The sequence below is a fragment of the Tamlana crocina genome, from assembly GCF_012037625.1.
In genome coordinates this window covers 180,073-200,571 of record NZ_JAAVJS010000005.1, presented here as the reverse complement: position 1 = coordinate 200,571, position 20,499 = coordinate 180,073, and the positions used below count along the sequence as shown (strand labels likewise).

Annotated in this window: 20 protein-coding genes; 13 read left to right on the top strand and 7 right to left on the bottom strand. The window is 39.0% G+C overall.

Going from position 1 to position 20,499, the window contains the following annotated elements:
- The 6 genes from HC176_RS05370 to HC176_RS05345 all read left to right on the top strand — a co-directional run.
- A partial coding sequence (locus tag HC176_RS05370) for a T9SS type A sorting domain-containing protein (RefSeq protein ID WP_167917146.1) occupies window positions 1-539 on the top strand: 539 nt, incomplete at its 5' end.
- 104 nt (window positions 540-643) lie between these two features.
- Entirely contained in the window at window positions 644-2,416 is a 1,773-nt protein-coding gene (locus HC176_RS05365; RefSeq protein ID WP_167917145.1) for a MutS-related protein, read from the top strand.
- A gap of 123 nt (window positions 2,417-2,539) precedes the next feature.
- A complete protein-coding gene (locus tag HC176_RS05360; protein WP_167917144.1) occupies window positions 2,540-2,908 on the top strand; it encodes a hypothetical protein in 369 nt (122 codons plus the stop codon).
- Window positions 2,909-2,984: 76 nt separating this feature from the next.
- Window positions 2,985-4,130, top strand: coding sequence for a methionine aminotransferase (locus HC176_RS05355; RefSeq protein WP_167917143.1), 1,146 nt, complete (start codon window positions 2,985-2,987; stop codon window positions 4,128-4,130).
- A 56-nt stretch (window positions 4,131-4,186) separates the two neighbouring features.
- On the top strand, window positions 4,187-4,675 hold the full coding sequence (locus HC176_RS05350; RefSeq protein WP_167917142.1) for a hypothetical protein: 489 nt from the start codon (window positions 4,187-4,189) through the stop codon (window positions 4,673-4,675).
- 11 nt (window positions 4,676-4,686) lie between these two features.
- Window positions 4,687-5,466 (top strand): amidohydrolase, encoded by a 780-nt coding sequence (locus HC176_RS05345; protein WP_167917141.1) that lies wholly within the window; start codon window positions 4,687-4,689, stop codon window positions 5,464-5,466.
- On the opposite strand, the gene HC176_RS05340 is transcribed toward HC176_RS05345, so the two are convergent.
- The gene (locus tag HC176_RS05340) at window positions 5,459-7,063 is read right to left on the bottom strand and encodes an Ig-like domain-containing protein (protein WP_167917140.1); all 1,605 of its coding nucleotides are present in this window, start codon (window positions 7,061-7,063) and stop codon (window positions 5,459-5,461) included. The two genes, HC176_RS05345 and HC176_RS05340, sit on opposite strands and share 8 nt — an antisense overlap.
- Before the next feature lie 192 nt (window positions 7,064-7,255).
- On the bottom strand, window positions 7,256-7,933 hold the full coding sequence (locus HC176_RS05335) for a ComF family protein (protein WP_167917139.1): 678 nt from the start codon (window positions 7,931-7,933) through the stop codon (window positions 7,256-7,258).
- Between the two features lie 171 nt (window positions 7,934-8,104).
- Between HC176_RS05335 and HC176_RS05330 the strand changes: the two genes are divergently transcribed.
- The gene (locus HC176_RS05330) at window positions 8,105-9,649 is read left to right on the top strand and encodes a glycine--tRNA ligase (RefSeq protein ID WP_167917138.1); all 1,545 of its coding nucleotides are present in this window, start codon (window positions 8,105-8,107) and stop codon (window positions 9,647-9,649) included.
- A gap of 107 nt (window positions 9,650-9,756) precedes the next feature.
- Here HC176_RS05330 and HC176_RS05325 read toward each other — a convergent pair whose 3' ends face one another.
- Both HC176_RS05325 and HC176_RS05320 read right to left on the bottom strand, forming a co-directional pair.
- On the bottom strand, window positions 9,757-10,227 hold the full coding sequence (locus HC176_RS05325; protein WP_167917137.1) for an Lrp/AsnC family transcriptional regulator: 471 nt from the start codon (window positions 10,225-10,227) through the stop codon (window positions 9,757-9,759).
- Between the two features lie 82 nt (window positions 10,228-10,309).
- The gene (locus tag HC176_RS05320) at window positions 10,310-11,674 is read right to left on the bottom strand and encodes a saccharopine dehydrogenase family protein (RefSeq protein WP_167917136.1); all 1,365 of its coding nucleotides are present in this window, start codon (window positions 11,672-11,674) and stop codon (window positions 10,310-10,312) included.
- 110 nt (window positions 11,675-11,784) lie between these two features.
- Between HC176_RS05320 and HC176_RS05315 the strand changes: the two genes are divergently transcribed.
- Window positions 11,785-12,177, top strand: a complete 393-nt coding sequence (locus HC176_RS05315) for a DUF423 domain-containing protein (protein ID WP_167917135.1) — start codon at window positions 11,785-11,787, stop codon at window positions 12,175-12,177.
- Window positions 12,178-12,231: 54 nt separating this feature from the next.
- Complete coding sequence (gene pckA, locus HC176_RS05310; RefSeq protein ID WP_167917134.1) at window positions 12,232-13,848, top strand: phosphoenolpyruvate carboxykinase (ATP); 1,617 nt, start codon at window positions 12,232-12,234, stop codon at window positions 13,846-13,848.
- Between the two features lie 75 nt (window positions 13,849-13,923).
- Here pckA and HC176_RS05305 read toward each other — a convergent pair whose 3' ends face one another.
- Both HC176_RS05305 and HC176_RS05300 read right to left on the bottom strand, forming a co-directional pair.
- Window positions 13,924-14,673: a uroporphyrinogen-III synthase gene (locus tag HC176_RS05305; protein ID WP_167917133.1), complete on the bottom strand. Its 750-nt coding sequence runs from the start codon at window positions 14,671-14,673 to the stop codon at window positions 13,924-13,926.
- A 20-nt stretch (window positions 14,674-14,693) separates the two neighbouring features.
- The gene (locus HC176_RS05300; protein WP_167917132.1) at window positions 14,694-15,341 is read right to left on the bottom strand and encodes a DUF4271 domain-containing protein; all 648 of its coding nucleotides are present in this window, start codon (window positions 15,339-15,341) and stop codon (window positions 14,694-14,696) included.
- 121 nt (window positions 15,342-15,462) lie between these two features.
- Between HC176_RS05300 and HC176_RS05295 the strand changes: the two genes are divergently transcribed.
- The 3 genes from HC176_RS05295 to HC176_RS05285 are packed head-to-tail and all read left to right on the top strand — an operon-like array spanning window position 15,463 to window position 18,093.
- On the top strand, window positions 15,463-16,185 hold the full coding sequence (locus HC176_RS05295) for a polyprenol monophosphomannose synthase (RefSeq protein ID WP_167917131.1): 723 nt from the start codon (window positions 15,463-15,465) through the stop codon (window positions 16,183-16,185).
- A 4-nt stretch (window positions 16,186-16,189) separates the two neighbouring features.
- Window positions 16,190-17,533, top strand: coding sequence for a dihydroorotase (locus HC176_RS05290; RefSeq protein ID WP_167917130.1), 1,344 nt, complete (start codon window positions 16,190-16,192; stop codon window positions 17,531-17,533).
- On the top strand, window positions 17,530-18,093 hold the full coding sequence (locus tag HC176_RS05285) for a DUF4296 domain-containing protein (RefSeq protein WP_167917129.1): 564 nt from the start codon (window positions 17,530-17,532) through the stop codon (window positions 18,091-18,093). The genes HC176_RS05290 and HC176_RS05285 overlap by 4 nt, the downstream gene beginning before the upstream one ends.
- Here the strand turns inward: HC176_RS05285 and HC176_RS05280 are convergent.
- Complete coding sequence (locus HC176_RS05280; RefSeq protein WP_167917128.1) at window positions 18,062-19,063, bottom strand: NAD-dependent epimerase/dehydratase family protein; 1,002 nt, start codon at window positions 19,061-19,063, stop codon at window positions 18,062-18,064. The two genes, HC176_RS05285 and HC176_RS05280, sit on opposite strands and share 32 nt — an antisense overlap.
- Before the next feature lie 85 nt (window positions 19,064-19,148).
- On the opposite strand from HC176_RS05280, the gene tyrS reads away from it, so the two are divergent.
- Window positions 19,149-20,444, top strand: a complete 1,296-nt coding sequence (gene tyrS / locus HC176_RS05275; RefSeq protein ID WP_167917127.1) for a tyrosine--tRNA ligase — start codon at window positions 19,149-19,151, stop codon at window positions 20,442-20,444.
- The last annotated feature ends 55 nt before the right edge of the window (window positions 20,445-20,499 follow it).

Sequence of the window (20,499 nt, the reverse complement as noted above, 5' to 3'; positions counted from 1 at the left end):
CATTGGAAGGAAAAAATATGATTATGCAGGCCTATGGCGAAATTACCGATGAAAAAGTAGTGCCTTTAAACTTGAAATCGTCTGGCGATAACACTTTCGAAATTATAATATCCGAGAAGGAAAATATTAAAGAAAGTCAAAGAATTTATTTGCACGACAACCTAACCGGCGAATATTTCAATCTTACAAAAGGTGACGCTTACCAGTTTGGTTCAGAAGCTGGGGTGTTTAAAAACAGATTGGAAATTGTATTCCAGAGCGAACAGCAAATGTTAAGTGCAGAAGAGGCCGATGGAACAAAAAACCGTACTTATTACCAAAACCCAGCCAAAACGTTTTATGCCAAAAATATGGACAGTGCTGTTACCCGCTTGGCGGTGGTGGACATGCGCGGGCGCGAAGTGCTGGACCTCAGTGGCGTATCGAACGCCCAACTGGAAACGGGCATCCGGTTGAACAGTTTGGCGACGGGCACCTATGTGGTATGCCTGAGGACCGAGAGCAATGCCGTGCTGACCAAAAAGATAGTAGTGAATTAAATCCCTATAATTTTACAATACCAAAAGAGCCCTGAGTTTTTCAGGGCTTTTTTCGTTTATTTGAAAAATGAAACACTTCTGGTTTAGAAAATAGAAAACTTAAAATGAATAATCCTTCAGAATATTATAAAACCCATTCGCAAACCTATCAATTACAAGTAAAAAAATACCAGAAAAAGATGGTGCTGTTGAGTGCCTTGCGTTTGTTGGTTTTTGTAGCAACGGCGGTAGGTATTTATTGGTTTTTCAATACTTGGCAGGTGGCTTTGGCTATTGCCGTTTTAGGATGTTCAGTTTTTGTTTTTCTGCTTTCAAAATACACCGACGTTAAAAGGCAAAGGGCGCTCAACAAAGCTTTGGTAGATATTAACGAAACGGAACTGAGCATAGCATCAGGACATTTTCTCGATAGGGAGCAAGGCTTACAGTTCCAGGATGCCAACCATTTTTACAGTTTGGATATCGATTTATTTGGGCGCGGTTCGTTCTTTCAATGTATAAACCGCACAATGAGTGCCGAAGGCGCTAAAAGATTAGCCGATGAATTAAAAGCCAACAATGCCAACGGAATTGTAGTAAGACAGGAGGTTATAAAAGAATTGAGTGCAAATCCGGAGTGGAGACAAAAGTATGCGGCCACCTCTAGTTTGGTTCGTGTGGAAACCCCTGCCAGCCAAATTACCACTTGGTTTAAAAAACATCAATCGTTTCTGCCAAAACTTATGCGATGGTTGCCCTTGGCGTTTGGCTTGGGTACAGTGCTGCTATTCGGTTTGGCTGTTTTCGGAGTTTTGAATAACCTTGGCATTATAGGGTATTGGTTGGTTTTGGGCTTGGCCATTACTGGGATATATTTAAAAAAGATTAATGTTTTAGCATCAAATACCGATAAAATTCGGGATACCTTTCGTCAATATGCTTCATTGTTATATTTAATTGAAAATGCTTCTTTTTCTTCGGCATTATTGAAAGAAAAGCAGCAGCAAATCCAATTGAAAAATGAAAAGGCTTCACTTATTTTTAAACCTTTTTCACGAGCTTTGGACGCCTTGGATAATAGAAATAACCTTATCGGTGCTATTTTTGGCAATGGGTTGTTTTTAACCGATTTGCGAAATAGCTACTGTATTGAAAAATGGATTGAGCGATATGGCGAAAAAGTGTCCGATTGGTTTGAAGTCGTCGCTTTTTTCGATGCTTACAATTCGTTGGGCAATTTTGCTTTTAACCACCCTGAATTTGTGTTTCCCGAAATAACCAATAATACAACCACTATTGAAGCTAAAGGCTTGGGGCATCCGCTATTGAAAAAAGAAAAGCGAATCGATAGCGATTTAACCATTAAAAATGAGCAGTTTTTTATCGTAACCGGTGCCAATATGGCTGGAAAAAGTACCTTCTTGCGCACGGTTTCGTTGCATATTGTAATGGGTAACGTTGGTTTGCCTGTTTGTGCCGAGTCCAGTCGATATTCTCCAGTAAAATTGATTACCAGCATGCGGACCACCGATTCGCTTACCGATGAAAGTTCGTATTTCTTTTCAGAACTTACCCGATTAAAATATATTGTTGATGCATTGAAGAATGAGTCCTACTTTATTGTATTGGATGAAATTTTAAAAGGTACGAACAGCACTGATAAAGCTATTGGGTCGCGAAAGTTTGTTGAAAAACTGGTGGCTTCGAAAGCGACGGGAATTATCGCCACACACGATTTAAGTTTATGTGAAATTGAAGAGGCATTGGAAGCGGTGAAAAACTATTATTTTGATGCCGAAATCATCAACGACGAACTTCATTTCGATTACATTCTAAAAAAGGGCGTTTGCAAAAACATGAACGCATCATTTTTATTACAAAAAATGGGAGTTGTATGAATTAACTTAACTTGTAGTTAACTCCGTTGGTCTACAGATAAAACTTACTCGTCGAAAGAAAATATCTATTTGTAAAGGTTTTTGTTATTTTGAGTGTATAATAGGTTTAAAATCAATGAGGTTATGGTTTGGTTGTGGGTTTTCTTCGTAGGTCTTGTGTTTGTATACGTAGTAAAAGTATTCAAATCTGATTTAGATTTTAGAAGGTTTGAAGAAGAATCTATGGAATTGAAAGATGAAGATTTTCAACAGGAAAATAAGGAAGAAAAAACAGTGTTCAATGATGCCGAAACCAAGGAAAAATCAGATCTTTCAAAAAGTGTTAAGGCTTTGGCGTATATCCAAACCATGGAAAACCGTTATGAAAATTCAAAGAAATCCATTGAAAACGCACTTCAAGATAATATAAAAAACTTCCGAAAGGCAAAACGTTTAAGTCAGCAAAAAATAGAACAGGCCTTAAATAACAAAAATGACCATTCAGAAAATTAATTTTTAATCAGTAAAATTTAGATTTTCTGAGCTACCTTTTTTATTGCATAAAGATGAAAATTGTGTAGTTTTAAGCATGCAACATTCATCTAAACTTCCCTTTGTGGGCACCACCATTTTTTCGGTAATGAGTGCTTTGGCAGCAAAACACAATGCCATTAATTTGTCGCAGGGCTTCCCTAATTTTAAAAGCGACCAAAAACTAATTGATTTGGTCAACAAGGCTATGAATTCGGGCTACAATCAATATGCGCCCATGCGAGGCCATTTGGAACTCCGAAATGCTATTTCAAAAAAATATGAGTTGGTTTATGGAGCAAGCTATCATCCTGAAACCGAAATTATTGTAACAGCAGGAGCCACACAGGCTATTTTTACTATTATTTCAACATTTATTAAACCGAATGACGAGGTTATTGTTTTTAAACCGGCCTACGATAGCTATGAGCCGAATGTTGAGTTAAATGGCGGGATTCCCATTCCGGTTCAGCTTAACGCGTCAAACGGATATAAAGTAGATTGGAAATTGGTAAAAGCTAAAGTGAACAGCCGAACCAAAATGATTATTATTAATACGCCACACAACCCTTCCGGAAGTATTCTTTCGAAAGAAGATATGCTTCAGCTACAGGAAATTACCAAAAACACAAATATTATAGTTTTGAGTGATGAGGTTTACGAACATATGATTTACGATGGTGAAAAACACCAAAGTGCGTGTTTGTTTCCCGATTTAAAAGCACGGAGTTTTGTAGTGTCGTCGTTTTGTAAAACTTTCCACAATACGGGGTGGCGTGTGGGCTATTGCTGTGCGCCAAAATCACTGATGGACGAGTTTTTAAAAGTACATCAATTTGCGGTGTTTGGCATCCATCATCCCACGCAAAAAGGTATTGCCGATTATATGCAAAGCCCAGAACATTACCTGAAATTGCCTGGGTTTTACCAAAAGAAACGTGATTTATTCTTAAATTTAATGAAGGATTCAAGGTTCAGGTTTACCCCAGCCAAAGGTTCATATTTTCAAGTTTTGGATTACTCCCAAATCACCCAAGAAAACGATGTGGATTTCGCTAAGCGATTAACAGTTGAAAACGGCGTGGCTTCCATACCTATGTCGGTTTTCAATATCGATAATGCCGACCATAAAGTATTGCGTTTTTGTTTTGCCAAGACCGAAGATACCCTAAAACAAGCTGCCGAAATATTGTGCGGGCTATAATGTTAAAAGCGCGTTAATGGCGTGACAAACCTTAAATTGTGGGTCTAAATAGTAAGTTGAATTTTAAAAAGAAGATTATGAGATTGTTAGTTGTTACTCTGTTTTTTTGTTTGGGTTTGATGATTCAAGCTCAAGAAGTTACCTTAAATGGCGTAATCTATACCGTGAAAGGCGAAGCCGTTTTAAAAGATGGTGTTGATGTAACGAATACATTAAGTTTAGAAGAACGGTTGGAAGTAAAAAAGGCATTGAATAAAAAGGTAGAAGCAATTGAAGCAGCCAATGAAAAAGAAAAGGCGTTAAAAAAAGCAGAGAAAAAACAAAAGGCAGCCGAAAAGAAACAAAAAAAGGCTGAAAAAGCGTTAAAGCAAAAAGAGAAGGCGCACTCCAATTATGAAAAATTAACAGGGAAATACGAAAGTGCCCAGCAAAAGTATGAAAAGTTAAAAAAGAAAGGTAAATTGTCACCTCAAGACGAACAAAAATGGCTTTCGAAAATAGAAAAGTTGAAAGAACAAACCGCCAAAGCCAAAAGAAAACTATAAATAAAAAAGTTTTGCAAAATCAGCTTCAAATAGCATTGGTTCAGTCTGATTTAGTTTGGGAAAATCCCGAAGCAAACCGGAAGAACTTCACCAAAAAAATAGAGGGTATTTCCAATCCTGTCGATGTCGTAGTACTACCTGAAATGTTCGCCACGGGCTTTACCATGAATGCTGAAAGAGTAGCTGAGACGATGCAGGGCGAAACGGTTAATTGGATGAAACAAATGGCGACTAAGAAGAACGCTGCCATTGCGGGAAGCCTTGTGATTGTAGAAGATGGTAAGTTTTATAACCGTTTTTTGTTTGTCGAGCCTTCTGGAAATATTTCAATCTACAACAAACGCCACACCTTTACTTTGGCGAACGAACACAAAACCTATACTGCCGGAACAGAAAAAGTGATTATTGATTTCAAAGGCTGGAAAATTTGTCCGCAGGTTTGTTACGATTTACGCTTTCCGGTTTGGGCCAGAAATGTTGAAGATTACGATGTGTTGATTTATGTAGCGAATTGGCCAAAACCTAGAATTTCAGCTTGGGATGCGCTCTTAAAAGCCCGTGCCATTGAGAATATGAGTTACTGCATTGGTGTAAACCGAGTGGGCGTTGATGGCATAAATATAGAATATGTGGGGCATTCGGGTGCTTTTGATGTGTTGGGGAACTCCATCGCCGATTTTCAATCCGGAAAAGAACAAATAGAAATAGTTACCTTAGAAAAAAGGCATGTTGAAGCCTATCGCAATAAATTCAAATTCTTAAACGACCGCGATACGTTCAGTATCAGTTAAAAGTCAAGGTTTCTTGAATTCCCCAATCGGCACGAATTTCAATATCTTGAAAATGACTCACTTTTTCTGGTTGAATTTTATTTAGGAAACTTCCCGTATCGAAAAGTTGATTGCCGTTAACATCGTGCACCACTCTTATGGAATACGTGCCAGGGTCTAAGTTAAAAAAATCGACCATGTCTTGCTCTTGTGTGTAGCCCTCTACTTCTACCTTCCCTTGCTTATCTGTCAATTGGATAATAAGCGGGTATTCCGGGGCATTGGCCAAGGTAAACCGTACGTAGCCAAATGATGAAGCTTTTTTGGTGTTTAACGATACATTTATGGTGTCGTTTTTGTTTCCGAAAAATCCGGTAAAGGCTTCGGGGAGAATTTGCATTTTATAGCTGTTACCTTCGGTTTTATTGAATTGGAAGGCATAAGTGTTGTTGATGGTGTCGAAACGTGTGCTGAAATCTACCGCTGTTGAATCTTTGTCTAAAAGTGTGATTTTTGAAGCGTTAAATTCAATAAAAGGTGTTGTTCCAATAATTTTTAAATCTTCTTCTATACCAATAGAGCCCGAAGGTACCGTTTTAATGGTTAAAGAATCTCGTTTTTGTTCGCTAATGCGCACGGTGAATTCTTTTTCAAGCGTTGGATGTGACACTAAAAAATTAAGCGAATCGACTTCCAAACGGGGTTTGTACCAGTACATCAATGAATCTGTTTTTTCATCTTTGGTGATGCGGTATTCAAACTCTGGTGGCGTTTCCGAAAGGATATCAATATGCATGTTTTCATAACTGCCTTCAAAACCGAAAGCAATTTTTTCACCCGAAATCAATCTGGGGCGTGTCGCCCTAAAATCTAAATTTTCCTTGAATAATTTTAGGGTGTACGAAGTGTCGGTAGGTACTTCAATAAATCCTTCATGAAATGCAATTTGATCCACCTTTTGTTGGAATTTGTTATCGCCGTTGTTGTCTTTCAGTGCGATAAGTTTATATTTTCCGGGTTTTATGTTTTCAATGGTAAACGTTGTTAAACTGTCGAGCGTGTTAGTAATGTATTTCGGTTTTTCTTTGTAAACAATAGAGTCGGTATAAGTGGAGTCGACCTCGTAAAGTGCCACATTTACGAAGGTTTCGGGCTGCTTTAAAAGGGCATCAACAATGTTGCCTTTTACGGTAAGCGAATCGATATAATCGCCGGTTGAAAACACATAACGGTAGTACGGATACGGGTTGCCCTCGTTGTTGTCGGTAATACTGTTTCCGAAGTTGAAGGCGTAAGTGGTGTTGGGCTGTAGCGTATCGTAAATTTTTATGGTGATATACTTGCTCGCACCGCCCAAAGGGGTCACGTTGGGTTGGGTGTTCATTGGTGGCGAAATAATGAGCTGTTTTTGCAGATCTTTTATTTTGATAAATTCATCGAAATAAATTTCAATTTCATCGCCATTAAAATTGGTGGAGTAGTTTTCGGGAATCGACTTTATTATTTTAGGTGGTGTAACGTCTTTTGGACCTCCTTCGGGGCGACCACGATTGGCGCAATTGGCTAAAATAAGACCAATGAAAATGGCCAAAACAAAGTTTAAAAACGACTTGCTCATCAACAGTTCAAAAATTTTTAACAAAAGTACATGAATTTTTTTGTTCTGAAATTCACAAAAAAACAGAATAAAATAATTTATGTGCTAGCGAAGCGGTTACTAAAGTGAAATGAAATTTTGCATTTTTTTGAATAAAATTTCAGTTCTTACAGAAGAAACCTAAACATTTTTCAACATATAACGTGAGTTCGTTTACGCTATTGCCATGGTGGCAACACTAATTTTTATGTTTTCGGCTTGGTTTAAAACATTAATGCAAGCCTCGAGCGTTGCTCCGGTAGTAATGAGGTCGTCAACCAAAAGAATATGCATGCCTTTAATACTGTTGGGGTTTTTAATTGCAAATAATTCGTTGCTGCTGTCCCACCGCGAAAAGCGGCTTTTTATGGTTTGCGATTGGGTGTTGGTAATTTTTATCAAAACATCATCTTTATAATTGGCGTTAAGGGCTTCGGCAATTTGCTGTCCAAATTTGGCTACTTGGTTGTAGCCGCGCTTTTTTAGCTTTTTAGGGTGCATGGGTACGGGGATAACCGCATCAACCTGCTGGTATGCTTCAACTGTTTTTAGTTCGCCGCCCAACCAGTTTCCCAAGAAATAGCCAATGTTTTCATGGCCTCGATATTTTAAATTATGAATAAGCTGCTGTACTTTGCCTTTCTTTTCGAACCGAAAAAGCGCTGTGCCGTTTTCAATATTCGCACGGCCGTACAGCACTTTTTTAACCACATCGCTATCATCAAAATGAAAATTGGTTACAGGCAAGTCATGTCGGCAATCCATGCAAATGGTGTACTCGTTGTCGCCCAATAAATTATGGCAGGCCACACATACTTTTGGGAAAAATAAATTGATGATGGGGTTTAGCATGTACAATGACGTTGGGTAAATCTAAAATTAGCCACGAATCCACGAATTGTTTTAATGCTTTAATTTACTGAAAATTATTTGATTTCAGAATATTTGCTTCTGGCCAAATTACTCTTACTTATTTTCAATTAAAAAACGCATTAGTTTACAGCGGTTTTTTATTTTTGCAGCATGGCAAATCAAGACGATCAATTTAAAAAAGTAATCTCTCACGCAAAGGAGTATGGTTACGTGTTCCAGAGTAGTGAAATCTACGACGGATTAAGTGCAGTGTACGACTACGCACAAAACGGTGCAGAATTAAAGAAAAACATCCGCGATTATTGGTGGCGCGCCATGGTGCAGATGAATGAAAATATAGTGGGCATCGATGCCGCTATTTTTATGCATCCCACCACTTGGAAAGCTTCCGGGCACGTGGATGCCTTTAACGACCCGTTGATTGATAATAAAGACTCCAAAAAGCGTTACCGTGCCGATGTCCTTATTGAAGACTATTGTGCAAAAATTGAAGCCAAAATAGATAAGGAAGTGGCTAAGGCGGCAAAGCGTTTTGGTGATGCTTTTAATAAAGAAGAATTTGTTAGCACGAACAAACGCGTGTTGGGCTACCAAGAAAAAATAAATACCACGCTCTCGCGCATGGCACAATCATTGGAAAATGAAGATTTGGCCGATGTAAAAGCTTTGATTGAAGAATTGGAAATTGCTGATCCTTTAACGGGGAGTAAAAATTGGACCGATGTGAAGCAGTTCAATTTAATGTTCGGTACCAAATTAGGGGCTTCCGCAGAAAATGCCATGGATTTGTACTTGCGCCCAGAAACGGCACAGGGTATTTTTGTGAACTTTTTGAACGTTCAAAAAACCAGCCGATTGAAGATTCCGTTCGGTATTGCACAAACCGGAAAAGCCTTTAGAAACGAGATTGTAGCGCGCCAGTTTATTTTCCGTATGCGTGAGTTCGAACAGATGGAAATGCAATTTTTCATCAAGCCGGGTACGCAGCAAGAATGGTACGAGCATTGGAAGGAAACCCGACTAAAATGGCACTTGAGTTTGGGTATGGGTGAGGATAATTACCGTTTCCACGACCACGAAAAATTAGCACATTATGCCGATGCGGCTGCCGATATCGAGTTTAAATTTCCATTCGGATTTAAAGAACTGGAAGGTATCCATTCGCGAACCGATTTCGATTTGAGTCAGCATGAAAAATACTCAGGCAAAAAGCTACAATATTTCGACCCCGAGGAAAATAAAAGCTATGTGCCTTACGTATTGGAAACTTCTATTGGTTTAGATAGAATGTTCTTGGCGGTATTCTCGAATTCCTTGCAAGAAGAAGAATTAGAAAATGGTACAACCCGAACGGTTTTAAAATTGCCAAGTGTATTGGCGCCAGTAAAAGCGGCTGTTTTACCATTGGTAAAAAAGGACGGATTGCCAGAAATAGCGCGACAAATTGTGGAAGACCTGAAATGGGATTTCAACGTGATTTACGATGAAAAAGATGCCGTTGGAAGACGTTACAGAAGGCAAGATGCCAATGGAACCCCGTTCTGTATCACGGTTGACCATGATACTTTGGAAGATAACAGCGTAACCATCCGCCACAGGGATACCATGGAGCAAGAACGCGTAAAAATTGACGATTTACGCGATATCATTAAAAAAGAAGTCGATGTGCGTAACTGGTTGTTGAAGATGAAGTAATGTCCAGAATATTTTGCTGGACTTGTCAGGCTGAGCGCAGTCGAAGCCTTGTTTTCAGCATCTCATGAATAAATTAAACCCGAGCAGCAACGCTCGGGTTTTCTATTTTAAATATGTATTTGCCTATCAATCACCTGGTCTAAAGAAATAAGCGATTCGGTGCGCTGCACTCCAGAAATACTTTGAATTTTTTCGTGCAGTAAATGCATCAAATGGGTGTTGTTTAAACTGAGCAGCTTTATAAACAAGCTGTAATGCCCCGTGGTATAGTGGCACTCCAAAACTTCGGGAATGCGTTTTAAGGCACGGACAACATCTGTGGTATTGGCAGTTTTATCCAAATAAATACCGATAAAAGCCATGGTAGAGTACCCTAAAACTTCGGGGTTAATTATAAATTTAGACCCCGAAATGAGTTTGGCCTTTTCCAGTTTTCGTAAGCGTTGGTGAATAGCTGCTCCCGATATGCCCACATTGCGGGCAATTTCCAAAATAGGGGTTCGGGCGTCTTGCATCAGGGCGCGGAGTATTTTTTTGTCGATACCATCGATAGTGATGGTTTTTTGTTTTTTGGGCATACTTGTCGTTTCAGTCTAAAACATAAAAATAGTCATTTGGTTTTAAATTGAAAGGTTTATTGCAGTCCTTATGATAATGACGTTATTGATGCAACGGATTATACCCAAAATAAGGCACTTCTTTTTCCTTGAAAACAATCCCGTGGTTTTGCAGTTCTGCTAAAATAGGCTGGTAAACTTCTTTGTTGATGGGACGTTGTACGCCAGTCGACTTTATTTTGCCGTTTAAAATAGCAAGTGTAGCCATGGCAACGGGCAATCCAACGGTTTTGGCCATGGCGGTGTAGGTTTGGTTTTCGCCCAGAACCACCATATTGGCATCTATTTGATGGTTTTTGCCATTCAGTTCGTAACCAAATTTATGGTACATCACAATCATGTCTTTGTCGTTTAGCGAGAGCGTCCATTTATCCTGCAATATTTTTTGAAGGATTTGTGCTGGTGTGGCGTTTTTTAGTTCCACTCGCTTGTTGGGATTAAAGATATCGAGTTCCAGCAGTTTGTCCCAAACCACGTCGTCTTGGTCTATTTTTAGTTGATGCCGTAGTTTCAATTCCACAGAATCAGAAGGGCTGTAGGGCAAAAAGGCATTGACGAAGTCGCGGTAGCTCATGTGCTCGCTGTCTTCAATAGTATAGTTGTCGTCGGTCATGCCCAATGCTACAAAAATGTTCCAAGCCCGACTGAAACCTACACGACGCATAGTACCGCGATATAAAGTTTTTACGTTTTCCAATCCGTAAACTGTTTGGTATTTTAAGGAATCACGGTTGGCATAAGCTTCAAATCGGCCAAAACCATCAATGTCTAAAAACTCGGTGCGACGGAAGAGTCGGTGATACGGAATGTATTTATAGGTGCCCTCTTGTAAAAATTTGGCAACGCCACCTTGCCCCGCAATAACAACATTTCTGGGATTCCAAGTGAATTTGTAATTCCAAAGGTTGTTGTCGCTTTCGGGAGCAATCAATCCGCCGGTAAACGATTCAAATAGGATCATTTTTCCACCTTTATTTCGAATACGGTCAATAATCTGCATCGCACTCATGTGGTCAATGCCTGGATCGACGCCAATTTCATTCATAAAAATAAGCCCTTTGCTTTTGGCTTCATCATCCAAAGCTTGCATTTCTGGGCTGATGTATGATGCGGTGACCATATGCTTTCCAAAGCGGATGCAATCTTTGGCGACTTCAATATGCAATTGCGCCGGAAGCATTGAAATCACAATATCGGCCTGACTTATGGCCTTAGCTCGGTCTGTAGCGTTAAAAACATCCAAAACTTGGGTGGTAGCTCGCCTATGATTCGCGATGAGCGTTTCGGCATGCTTCAGGCTTATATCGGCAACGGTAATAAAAAGTTGCTCCATTTCGGCGTTGTCCATTAAATATTTTAACAGATAAGACGTCGATTTTCCCGAACCAATTACCAAAACTTGACGCATAGCAAACGTTTTAATAAAATTCAATTTATTTTAGTTATCTGCTAAAATAATATTTATTTTTACGAAATTAATAATCAATAAAAGGAATTGTTGAGAATTATTTATGTACAATGAGTAAAAAAGTTTTAATTACGGCCTCTGCTTTGGGGGGATTAAGTATCGTTTTAGGGGCTTTTGGTGCCCATGCTTTAAAGGCGTTGATTTCTGTTGAATCACAAAACAGTTTTGAAATTGGCGTAAGGTATCAAATGTACCACGCTTTGTTTTTGCTGTTTGTTGCTGTGGTTCCGAATATGTCGGAAAAACCTAAAAAAACAATAGCGTGTTTGGTGCTACTGGGCGTGATTTTATTTTCGGGCTCCATTTATTTGCTATCAACAAACGTTTTAACCGCATTCAATTTTAAAACTATTGGCTTTGTAACACCCATTGGCGGACTCCTTTTAATAGCGGCGTGGATAGTGTTATTGGTGAACGTTATCAAAATCAGAAAAAGCGAATAAACCCCAATAATTAGAAACATTATATTAACTTAACGGAAAATAATCTGGAATACTATGGAAAAAAAAGCCAAGGCAAAGCGAACGGTTTCATTAGAAAATTACGGTATTAAAAATGCAACGGTAAGATATCAACTGTCGCCCGATGAGTTGCACAAAACCACTATAGAAAAAGGGCAAGGTGTTGAGGCTTCTTCTGGGGCGTTGGCCGTGAATACAGGAGAGTTTACGGGGCGGTCACCGCAAGACCGGTTTATTGTAAAGGATAAAATAACCGAAGATAAAATTTGGTGGGGCAACATTAATATTCCGTTTGATGGGGATGCCTTCGATGCGCTTTACAGAAAAGTAACAGATTATTTATCGAACAAAGAGATTTTTGTTCGCGATTGTTACGCTTGCGCCGATGAAAATTATAAAATGAATATTCGTGTTATTAACGAATACCCTTGGAGCAATCTATTTGCTTACAACATGTTCTTGCGCCCCGTTGAGGAAGATATTAAGCGTTTTGAACCCGAGTGGACGGTTGTGAATGCGCCAGGTTTTAGGGCGAATCCGGATGAAGATGGCACACGGCAGCATAACTTTGCGATTTTGAACTTCACAAAAAAAATAGCTCTTATTGGCGGAACGGGTTACACAGGCGAAATTAAAAAAGGTATCTTTTCGGCGTTGAATTTTATCCTTCCGGTAGAAAAAAACACATTGCCCATGCACTGTAGTGCCAATGTGGGTAAAAAAGGCGATACGGCTATTTTCTTCGGACTTTCCGGTACGGGGAAAACCACACTGTCAACCGATCCAAACCGCAGTTTAATTGGTGATGATGAACACGGATGGACCTCCGAAAATTCAGTATTTAATTTTGAAGGTGGGTGCTATGCCAAAGTCATCAATCTGTCGAGAGATAACGAGCCCGAAATTTACGATGCTATAAAAAAAGGGGCTATTCTCGAAAATGTGATTTTAGATAAAGATGGCCATGTAGATTTTGCAGATACCTCCATTACCCAAAACACGAGAGTAAGCTACCCCATTCATCATATTGAAAATATTAAAATTCCTTCCATTGGAAAAAATCCAAAGAATATATTCTTTTTAACGGCTGATGCTTTTGGGGTTATTCCACCCATTTCAAAATTGACGCCAAGTCAAGCGGCCTATCATTTTATTTCGGGCTATACGGCAAAAGTAGCTGGGACCGAGGCTGGTGTAGTAGAGCCAGTGCCGTCATTTTCAGCTTGTTTTGGGGCGCCTTTTATGCCTTTGCACCCCTCGAAATATGCCGAAATGTTGAGCAAAAAAATGATTGATGCTGGTGTAAATGTTTGGTTGGTCAATACCGGTTGGACTGGCGGGCCTTATGGTATAGGAAAACGTATGGAACTCAAGTACACCCGAGCGATGATAAATGCCGTTTTAAATGGCGATTTAGGACTTTATAATTACGACGATTACCACATCCATTCGGTTTTTGGAGTAGCCCAGCCTCGAAGTTGTCCGGGTGTACCAACCAGTGTGTTGAGCCCGAGAGCCACTTGGAATGACGATGAAGCTTACTACACAACGGCATTTAAATTAACCAATGCCTTTAGGAATAACTTTAAAAAGTTTGAAGCCCATTGTAGTGAGGAAATTCGACGGGGCGGACCACAACGCTATGCGTTTTAAACAGGAAAGATGCCAAATAAAAAAGCGGGATGATTAAATTTAATCATCCCGCTTTTTTATAAGAGTGAGGTTTGTTTATTTTCCTTTGTTAACCTTTTCAATATATTTTTCCAAAGCCATAGTCATTGAAGGGGTTTCAGGGGTTGGAGCAGCAATATCTACTCGCAATCCTTTTTCTTCAACAGCTTTTATGGTCGTGTTTCCAAATACAGCAATTCTGGTGTCGTTCTGTTTAAAATCTGGGAAGTTTTTAAACAATGATTCAATTCCTGAAGGGCTAAAGAATACCAATACATCGTATGTTACGTTCTCAAGATCAGATAGGTCGCTTACCACAGTTCTGTAAAAAGTAGCTTGTTTCCAGTCTACACCAAGAGCATCTAAAGTATTGGGCACTTCGGGCTTTACCTTATCGGTATTTGGCAGTAAAAACTTTTCGTCTTTATACTTTTTGATTAATGGCGAAAGCTCGGCAAAGGTGCGTTTGCCCACATAAATTTTACGTTTTCTGTATACCACGTATTTTTGAAGGTAGTATGCAACAGCTTCCGATTGGCAAAAGTACTTTAAGGTATCTGGTACTTTAAAGCGCATCTCTTTAGCAACTCTAAAAAAATGGTCTACGGCATTTCTACTGGTAAGTATAATTGCCGTGTATTTGCTCAAATCTACTTTTTGTTGCCTTACTTCTTTAGCGGGTACGCCTTCAACGTGGATAAATGGTCTGAAATCAATTTTTACGCGTTGTTTTTCCTGTAAATCGAAATATGGCGAATTCTCAACTTTTGGTTCTGGTTGAGACACTAAAATTGTTTTCACTTTCATAAGCGCGGGCAGTTTTTCTTTTATTTATCGATAAACACCTTATATAAAATTACATAAGGCGCAATTTCGAGAGCGCAAAGATATAAAATAAAATAAAATATGTTGTGTTTTATTAAACTTTGATGCTCTTTAAAAGAACTTATTAATCCTACAATATTTAAAATTAACAGTAAGATAATAATGCCGTAAATTAATGATGTATTTGGCGTGAAACTAAAAAGCAATAATGCGTTTATAGGAATTAAAATAAGGCCCAAGTAATTTTTAAAGCTTATTTTGTGAAAAATGTATTGGTCAATTAATTTATCAATTTCAAAAAGGCTCCCAATAAGGCGTTCGGCAAGTACTTTTATCAAAATAAAAACGGCTATACCAACCAGTAATTTAAACATATCGTCCATTGAAAGTTGGTAGTGTTCTTTAATATGACGCATGCCTATAAAGCAGAACACCAATACCGAAAGCACCAAATTGGTAAAGAGCAGGGCGTCGAATTTATCGAAGAATTTTTGCTCGCGAGAGTAAATTTTAAGGTATTTATCGTTGCCCAAAACCAAAACAAAGTCGTCAAATCGCTTTGGAGCGGTTAGTTTTGCGGCCGCAACTACCACCAACCCAATAACCATAAGAATGGTAAATAATTCGTTTGAAACTATATGGCGTAACATGGCGTAAAATTATTATATTTTTTAAACTCGGTACATATAATTAAGTAATATTTAAAAAAAATAAACGGCGATTAATGTACATTTGCGGAAAACCTTTTATAGCTTTTAGTAATTCCGAATTATGGCCGAAATTGTTGTAATTATTCCAACATATAATGAAATTGATAATATTGAAGCTATCATCAGGGCGGTATTGTCGCAGGCCGAAAACATTGATGTGTTGATAGTTGATGATAATTCTCCAGATTTAACGGGGCTAAAAGTAAAAGAACTCCAAAAGGAGTTTGCAGGCCGTTTGTTTTTAGAAAGCCGCAAGGAAAAAGCAGGATTGGGTACGGCCTATATCCACGGGTTTAAGTGGAGTTTGAAAAGGGATTACAGTTACATTTTTGAAATGGATGCCGACTTTTCGCATAACCCCAACGATATTTTAAGACTATACGAAGCCTGTAAAACCGAAGGTGCCGATATGGCCATTGGTTCCAGATATGTTAAGGGTGTTAATGTGGTAAATTGGCCCATGGCACGTGTGCTCATGTCGTACTTTGCATCAAAATATGTGCGCTTCATTACTGGGATGAAAATCCATGATGCCACAGCAGGTTTTGTATGTTATAAACGGGAAGTTCTAGAAAGCATCAATCTTAATAAGGTGAAATTTATTGGGTATGCGTTTCAAATTGAAATGAAATTTAAAGCGTATATTAAAGACTTTAAAATTGTTGAGGTGCCCGTTATTTTTACCGACAGAACCAAGGGCGAATCGAAGTTGAGTTCAGGAATAATTTCCGAAGCCATTTTTGGTGTGATTTCTATGAAATTGAAAAGTATTTTTAAAAAATAAGCATATGAAAAAAACGACTTTAATAAAAAATGCCAATATTGTAAATGAAGGCACGGTTTTTAGTGGCGATATTTTAATTGAGGGCGAATTTATAAAGCGTATAGCCGAATCGATAAGTCCGAAATCGGCAGATGTGAATGTGGTGGATGCCGAAGGCAAATACATTTTGCCCGGAGCTATAGACGATCAGGTGCACTTTAGGGAGCCGGGGCTAACGCAAAAGGCAAATATCGAAACCGAAAGTAAGGCTGCCATAGCTGGGGGTATAACGTCGTTTATTGAAATGCCTAATACCAACCCGCAAACTACCACTATTGAAAAGCTTGAAGAAAAATTTAAAATAGCCGAAAAAACATCTTCGGCCAACTATTCGTTTATGTTTGGTGGCACCAACGATAATTTAGACGAAATTTTAAAATTGGAATCGGGCCAAGTGGCTGGGCTCAAATTGTTTTTGGGGTCTTCAACCGGTAATATGTTGGTAGATGATCCTGAGGTTTTAGAAAAGATTTTTAAAAGTACCGATATGGTTATCTCGGTGCATTGCGAGGATGAAGGCACCATAAAAAGCAATTTTAAAAAATACCACGATACGTACGGTGATGATATTCCTATTAAATATCACCCTGAAATAAGGAGTGAAGAGGCTTGCTATCTGTCTTCATCGAAAGCAATTGAGCTAGCGAAAAAAACAGGGGCGCGTTTGCATATTTTCCACCTTTCAACGGGGAAGGAAACAGAATTGTTCAGCAATAAAATTCCTTTAAAAGATAAAAAAATAACTGCCGAAGTTTGTATACATCACTTGTGGTTTTCAGATGAAGATTATGAGAAAAAAGGCACACTTATTAAGTGGAACCCCGCTGTAAAGAAGGCTTCAGACCGCGAGCAATTATGGGAAGCGCTTTTAGATGATAGAATTGATGTGATTGCTACAGACCATGCTCCGCATACTATAAAGGAGAAAAATAACGTTTATACCAGTGCGCCATCGGGTGGGCCATTGGTGCAACATGCATTGCCGGCCATGTTGGAAATGTACCATCGCGGCAAAATAACTTTAGAGAAAGTGGTTGAAAAAATGTGCCACAATCCTGCTATTTTGTTCCAAGTGGAAAAGCGCGGTTACATTCGCGAAGGCTATTATGCCGATTTGGTGATGGTGGATTTAAATAACCCATGGACGGTAAACAAAGACAATATTTTATATAAATGCGGGTGGTCGCCATTTGAGGGTACAACCTTTAAGTCGAGAATTACACACACCTTTTTAAATGGTAGTTTGGTGTATCAAAATTCAAAGTTTAGTAAGGAAAAAGCGGCTAAACGATTAACGTTCGATAGATGATTTTTAGAAGATTAATAGGGGTTGTTGGGTTGCTTTTACTGGTTGTGGCATGCAAGCGGTTAAAGGGGCCCGATAAACCCAAAAATCTCCTTTCTAAAGAGGAGATGGTCAACATTATTATAGATGCCAAACTAATATCTTCGGCAAGTTCCATTACCAAAAGAATTATGCAGGATAGTGGCGTGGTAATTAGCGACTATGTGTATAAACGCCATAATATTGATAGTGTGCAATTTGCCGAAAGTAACAGCTATTATGCGTTTCATGTAAAGGACTACGATGCAATTTACACAAAGGTTTCCGATAGTTTGGAAAGTTTGAAGCAAATGCTGAAAGAGCGAGAGGCCGAAGAATGGAAAATACAAACTAAACGAGAGGAAGATTCCTTAAAGGCTATAAAAGCCGATTCTATTAAGGCGGTTAGGGAAACTTTAGTAGTCGATTCTTTGGAAACTAAAAAAATGCGCGATTCGTTAGCAGAAAAATTGCTTCAAAAAAACGCTAATGAGGGCAAGGGTTTAATCGAACCTATTTTAGATACTGTTTCCCTACAGCATTAATGGTGTTTTCCATATCTTGAAACTCAAAACCCAAAGCATCTTTTATTTTCTTGCTGCTATATTGATTGGTGGTGGTAAGCGATTTTGCCAATTGTTTGGTAAGTTGTCGGCGCTTACCCGTTATTTTATGTATTAACCAATCAAGTCGCCATGCTATATTGAGTAAAGTGCTGCCAATTTGTTTTTTAGGCGGTTTTGCATTTACCGATTTTGCCAAAGTTTGAAGAAATTTTTTGTAGCTCCAATCTTCGGCCACCAAAACAAAACGTTCGTTGGTGATGTTGCTTTCCATTAATTGTACCATTACCGAAACAACATCTTCAACCGCAATAAGTCCTACAGATCCGGGAGTGTAAAATTTTAAGCCTTTTTCGGTTCTTTTAAATAAACTGCCAGTGCCGTAACGCCAAATTCCAGAACCAATAATAACACCGGGATTCACCATAACAGCGTTTAGGCCCTCTTGTGTGCCGCGCCAAACTTCCATCTCGGCACCGTATTTAGTAATGGCATAAACACTGTTGTCGGTTTCAGGGTTCCAAAAGGTGTTTTCGGTAATGGGTTCGTTATTTAAAGTGCTCCCTAAAGTAGCCACGGAACTGGCATAGCACAATTTTTGGATGTTTTTCGCCAACGAAATATTAACAATATTTGCCGTGCCTTCAATATTGGTTTTTCGTAAAAGTTGGTATTTATCCGGCTCGAACGATACAAAAGCAGCACAGTGATATACCTGTGTAATGCCGTTAAAAGCTTCGGTTAAAGCGGGAACGTCTAAAATATCGGCTTCAACCCATTCAATTTTTTTAAAAATGGTTTCGTAATCGTCGGTGTAATAAGAAAAAACATTTTTGGTATTGTCGAGTTTGCGTTCGTTTCTAAAAATGGCCCGAACGGCATGGCCTTCATTTACCAGTTTATACAGCAAATGGGCACCGACCAAACCCGTACCTCCTGTTACTAAAATCATAAAAACGAAATTAAAGAAATATTCAATAACGCCCGGTAATTATACCCGTATTTTTATCTTTGCATAGTTTTTTAAAAAGTAAACCATGATAAAGAATTTTGTTGAAGAATTGACTTGGCGCGGCATGATACAGGATAGTATGCCCGGAACCGAAGAACACTTAATGGAAGCCATGCGCCAGGCGTATGTAGGGATTGACCCTACAGCCGATTCTTTGCACATTGGGCACTTGGTGGGCGTTATGGGGCTGAAGCATTTTCAGTTGGCCGGCCACAAACCCGTAGCTTTGGTAGGTGGTGCCACAGGAATGATTGGAGATCCTTCGGGAAAATCTGCTGAAAGAAATCTGTTGGATGAAGAAACCTTAAGGCACAACCAAAACGCCATTAAAGAACAGTTATCGCGATTTTTGGATTTCGATAGCGACGCCGAAAATGCAGCTATTATCGTGAACAATTACGATTGGATGAAGAACTTTTCGTTTTTAGAGTTCATTCGCGATGTGGGTAAGCATATCACTGTTAATTATATGATGGCGAAAGATTCTGTGAAGAAACGTTTGTCGTCTGATGCTTCGGTGGGGATGAGTTTCACCGAGTTCACCTATCAATTGGTTCAAGGTTACGATTTCCTGCATTTGTACCGCGATAAAAACTGCACGCTGCAAATGGGCGGAAGCGACCAATGGGGCAATATAACCACGGGAACGGAGCTCATCAGAAGAATTGATTCTGGAAAAGGATACGCTTTAACGTGGCCATTGATTACAAAGGCCGACGGTACCAAATTTGGAAAAACCGAAGGCGGCAATATTTGGTTGGATGCCAACCGAACTTCGCCTTATAAGTTCTACCAATACTGGTTAAATACTAGTGATGTAGATGCCGAAAAATATATAAAAATATTTACCTTTTTAAGTCGTGAGGAGATTGAGACTTTAGTAAAAGAACATCAAGAAGCTCCGCATATGCGCGCGCTACAGAAACGTTTGGCTGAAGAGATTACGACGATGGTACACTCTAAAGAGGATTTGGAGAATGCTATAAAAGCTAGCAATATTCTTTTTGGAAAATCGACTGCGGAGGACTTAAAACAACTTAACGAGCAAACCTTTTTGGATGTGTTTGATGGTGTGCCACAAATGCAGTTGCCAAAATCTGAAATTGAAAGCGGCTTGGACGTTATAGCGGCATTGGCTGAAAAAGGAGGTTTTTTAAAATCGAACGGGGAAGCAAGACGCGCCTTAAAGGAAAACTCCATTTCGGTGAATAAAGAAAAAGTAAAAGAAGACTATAGCATTACAGCAGAAGATTTGATAAACAATAAATTTGTTTTGCTTCAACGGGGCAAGAAGAATTATTTTGTGTTACAATTCAATTAAAATAAACGCGGCCCGAATTTAAATTCGGGCCGCGTTGTTAACAAACCAAACTAAT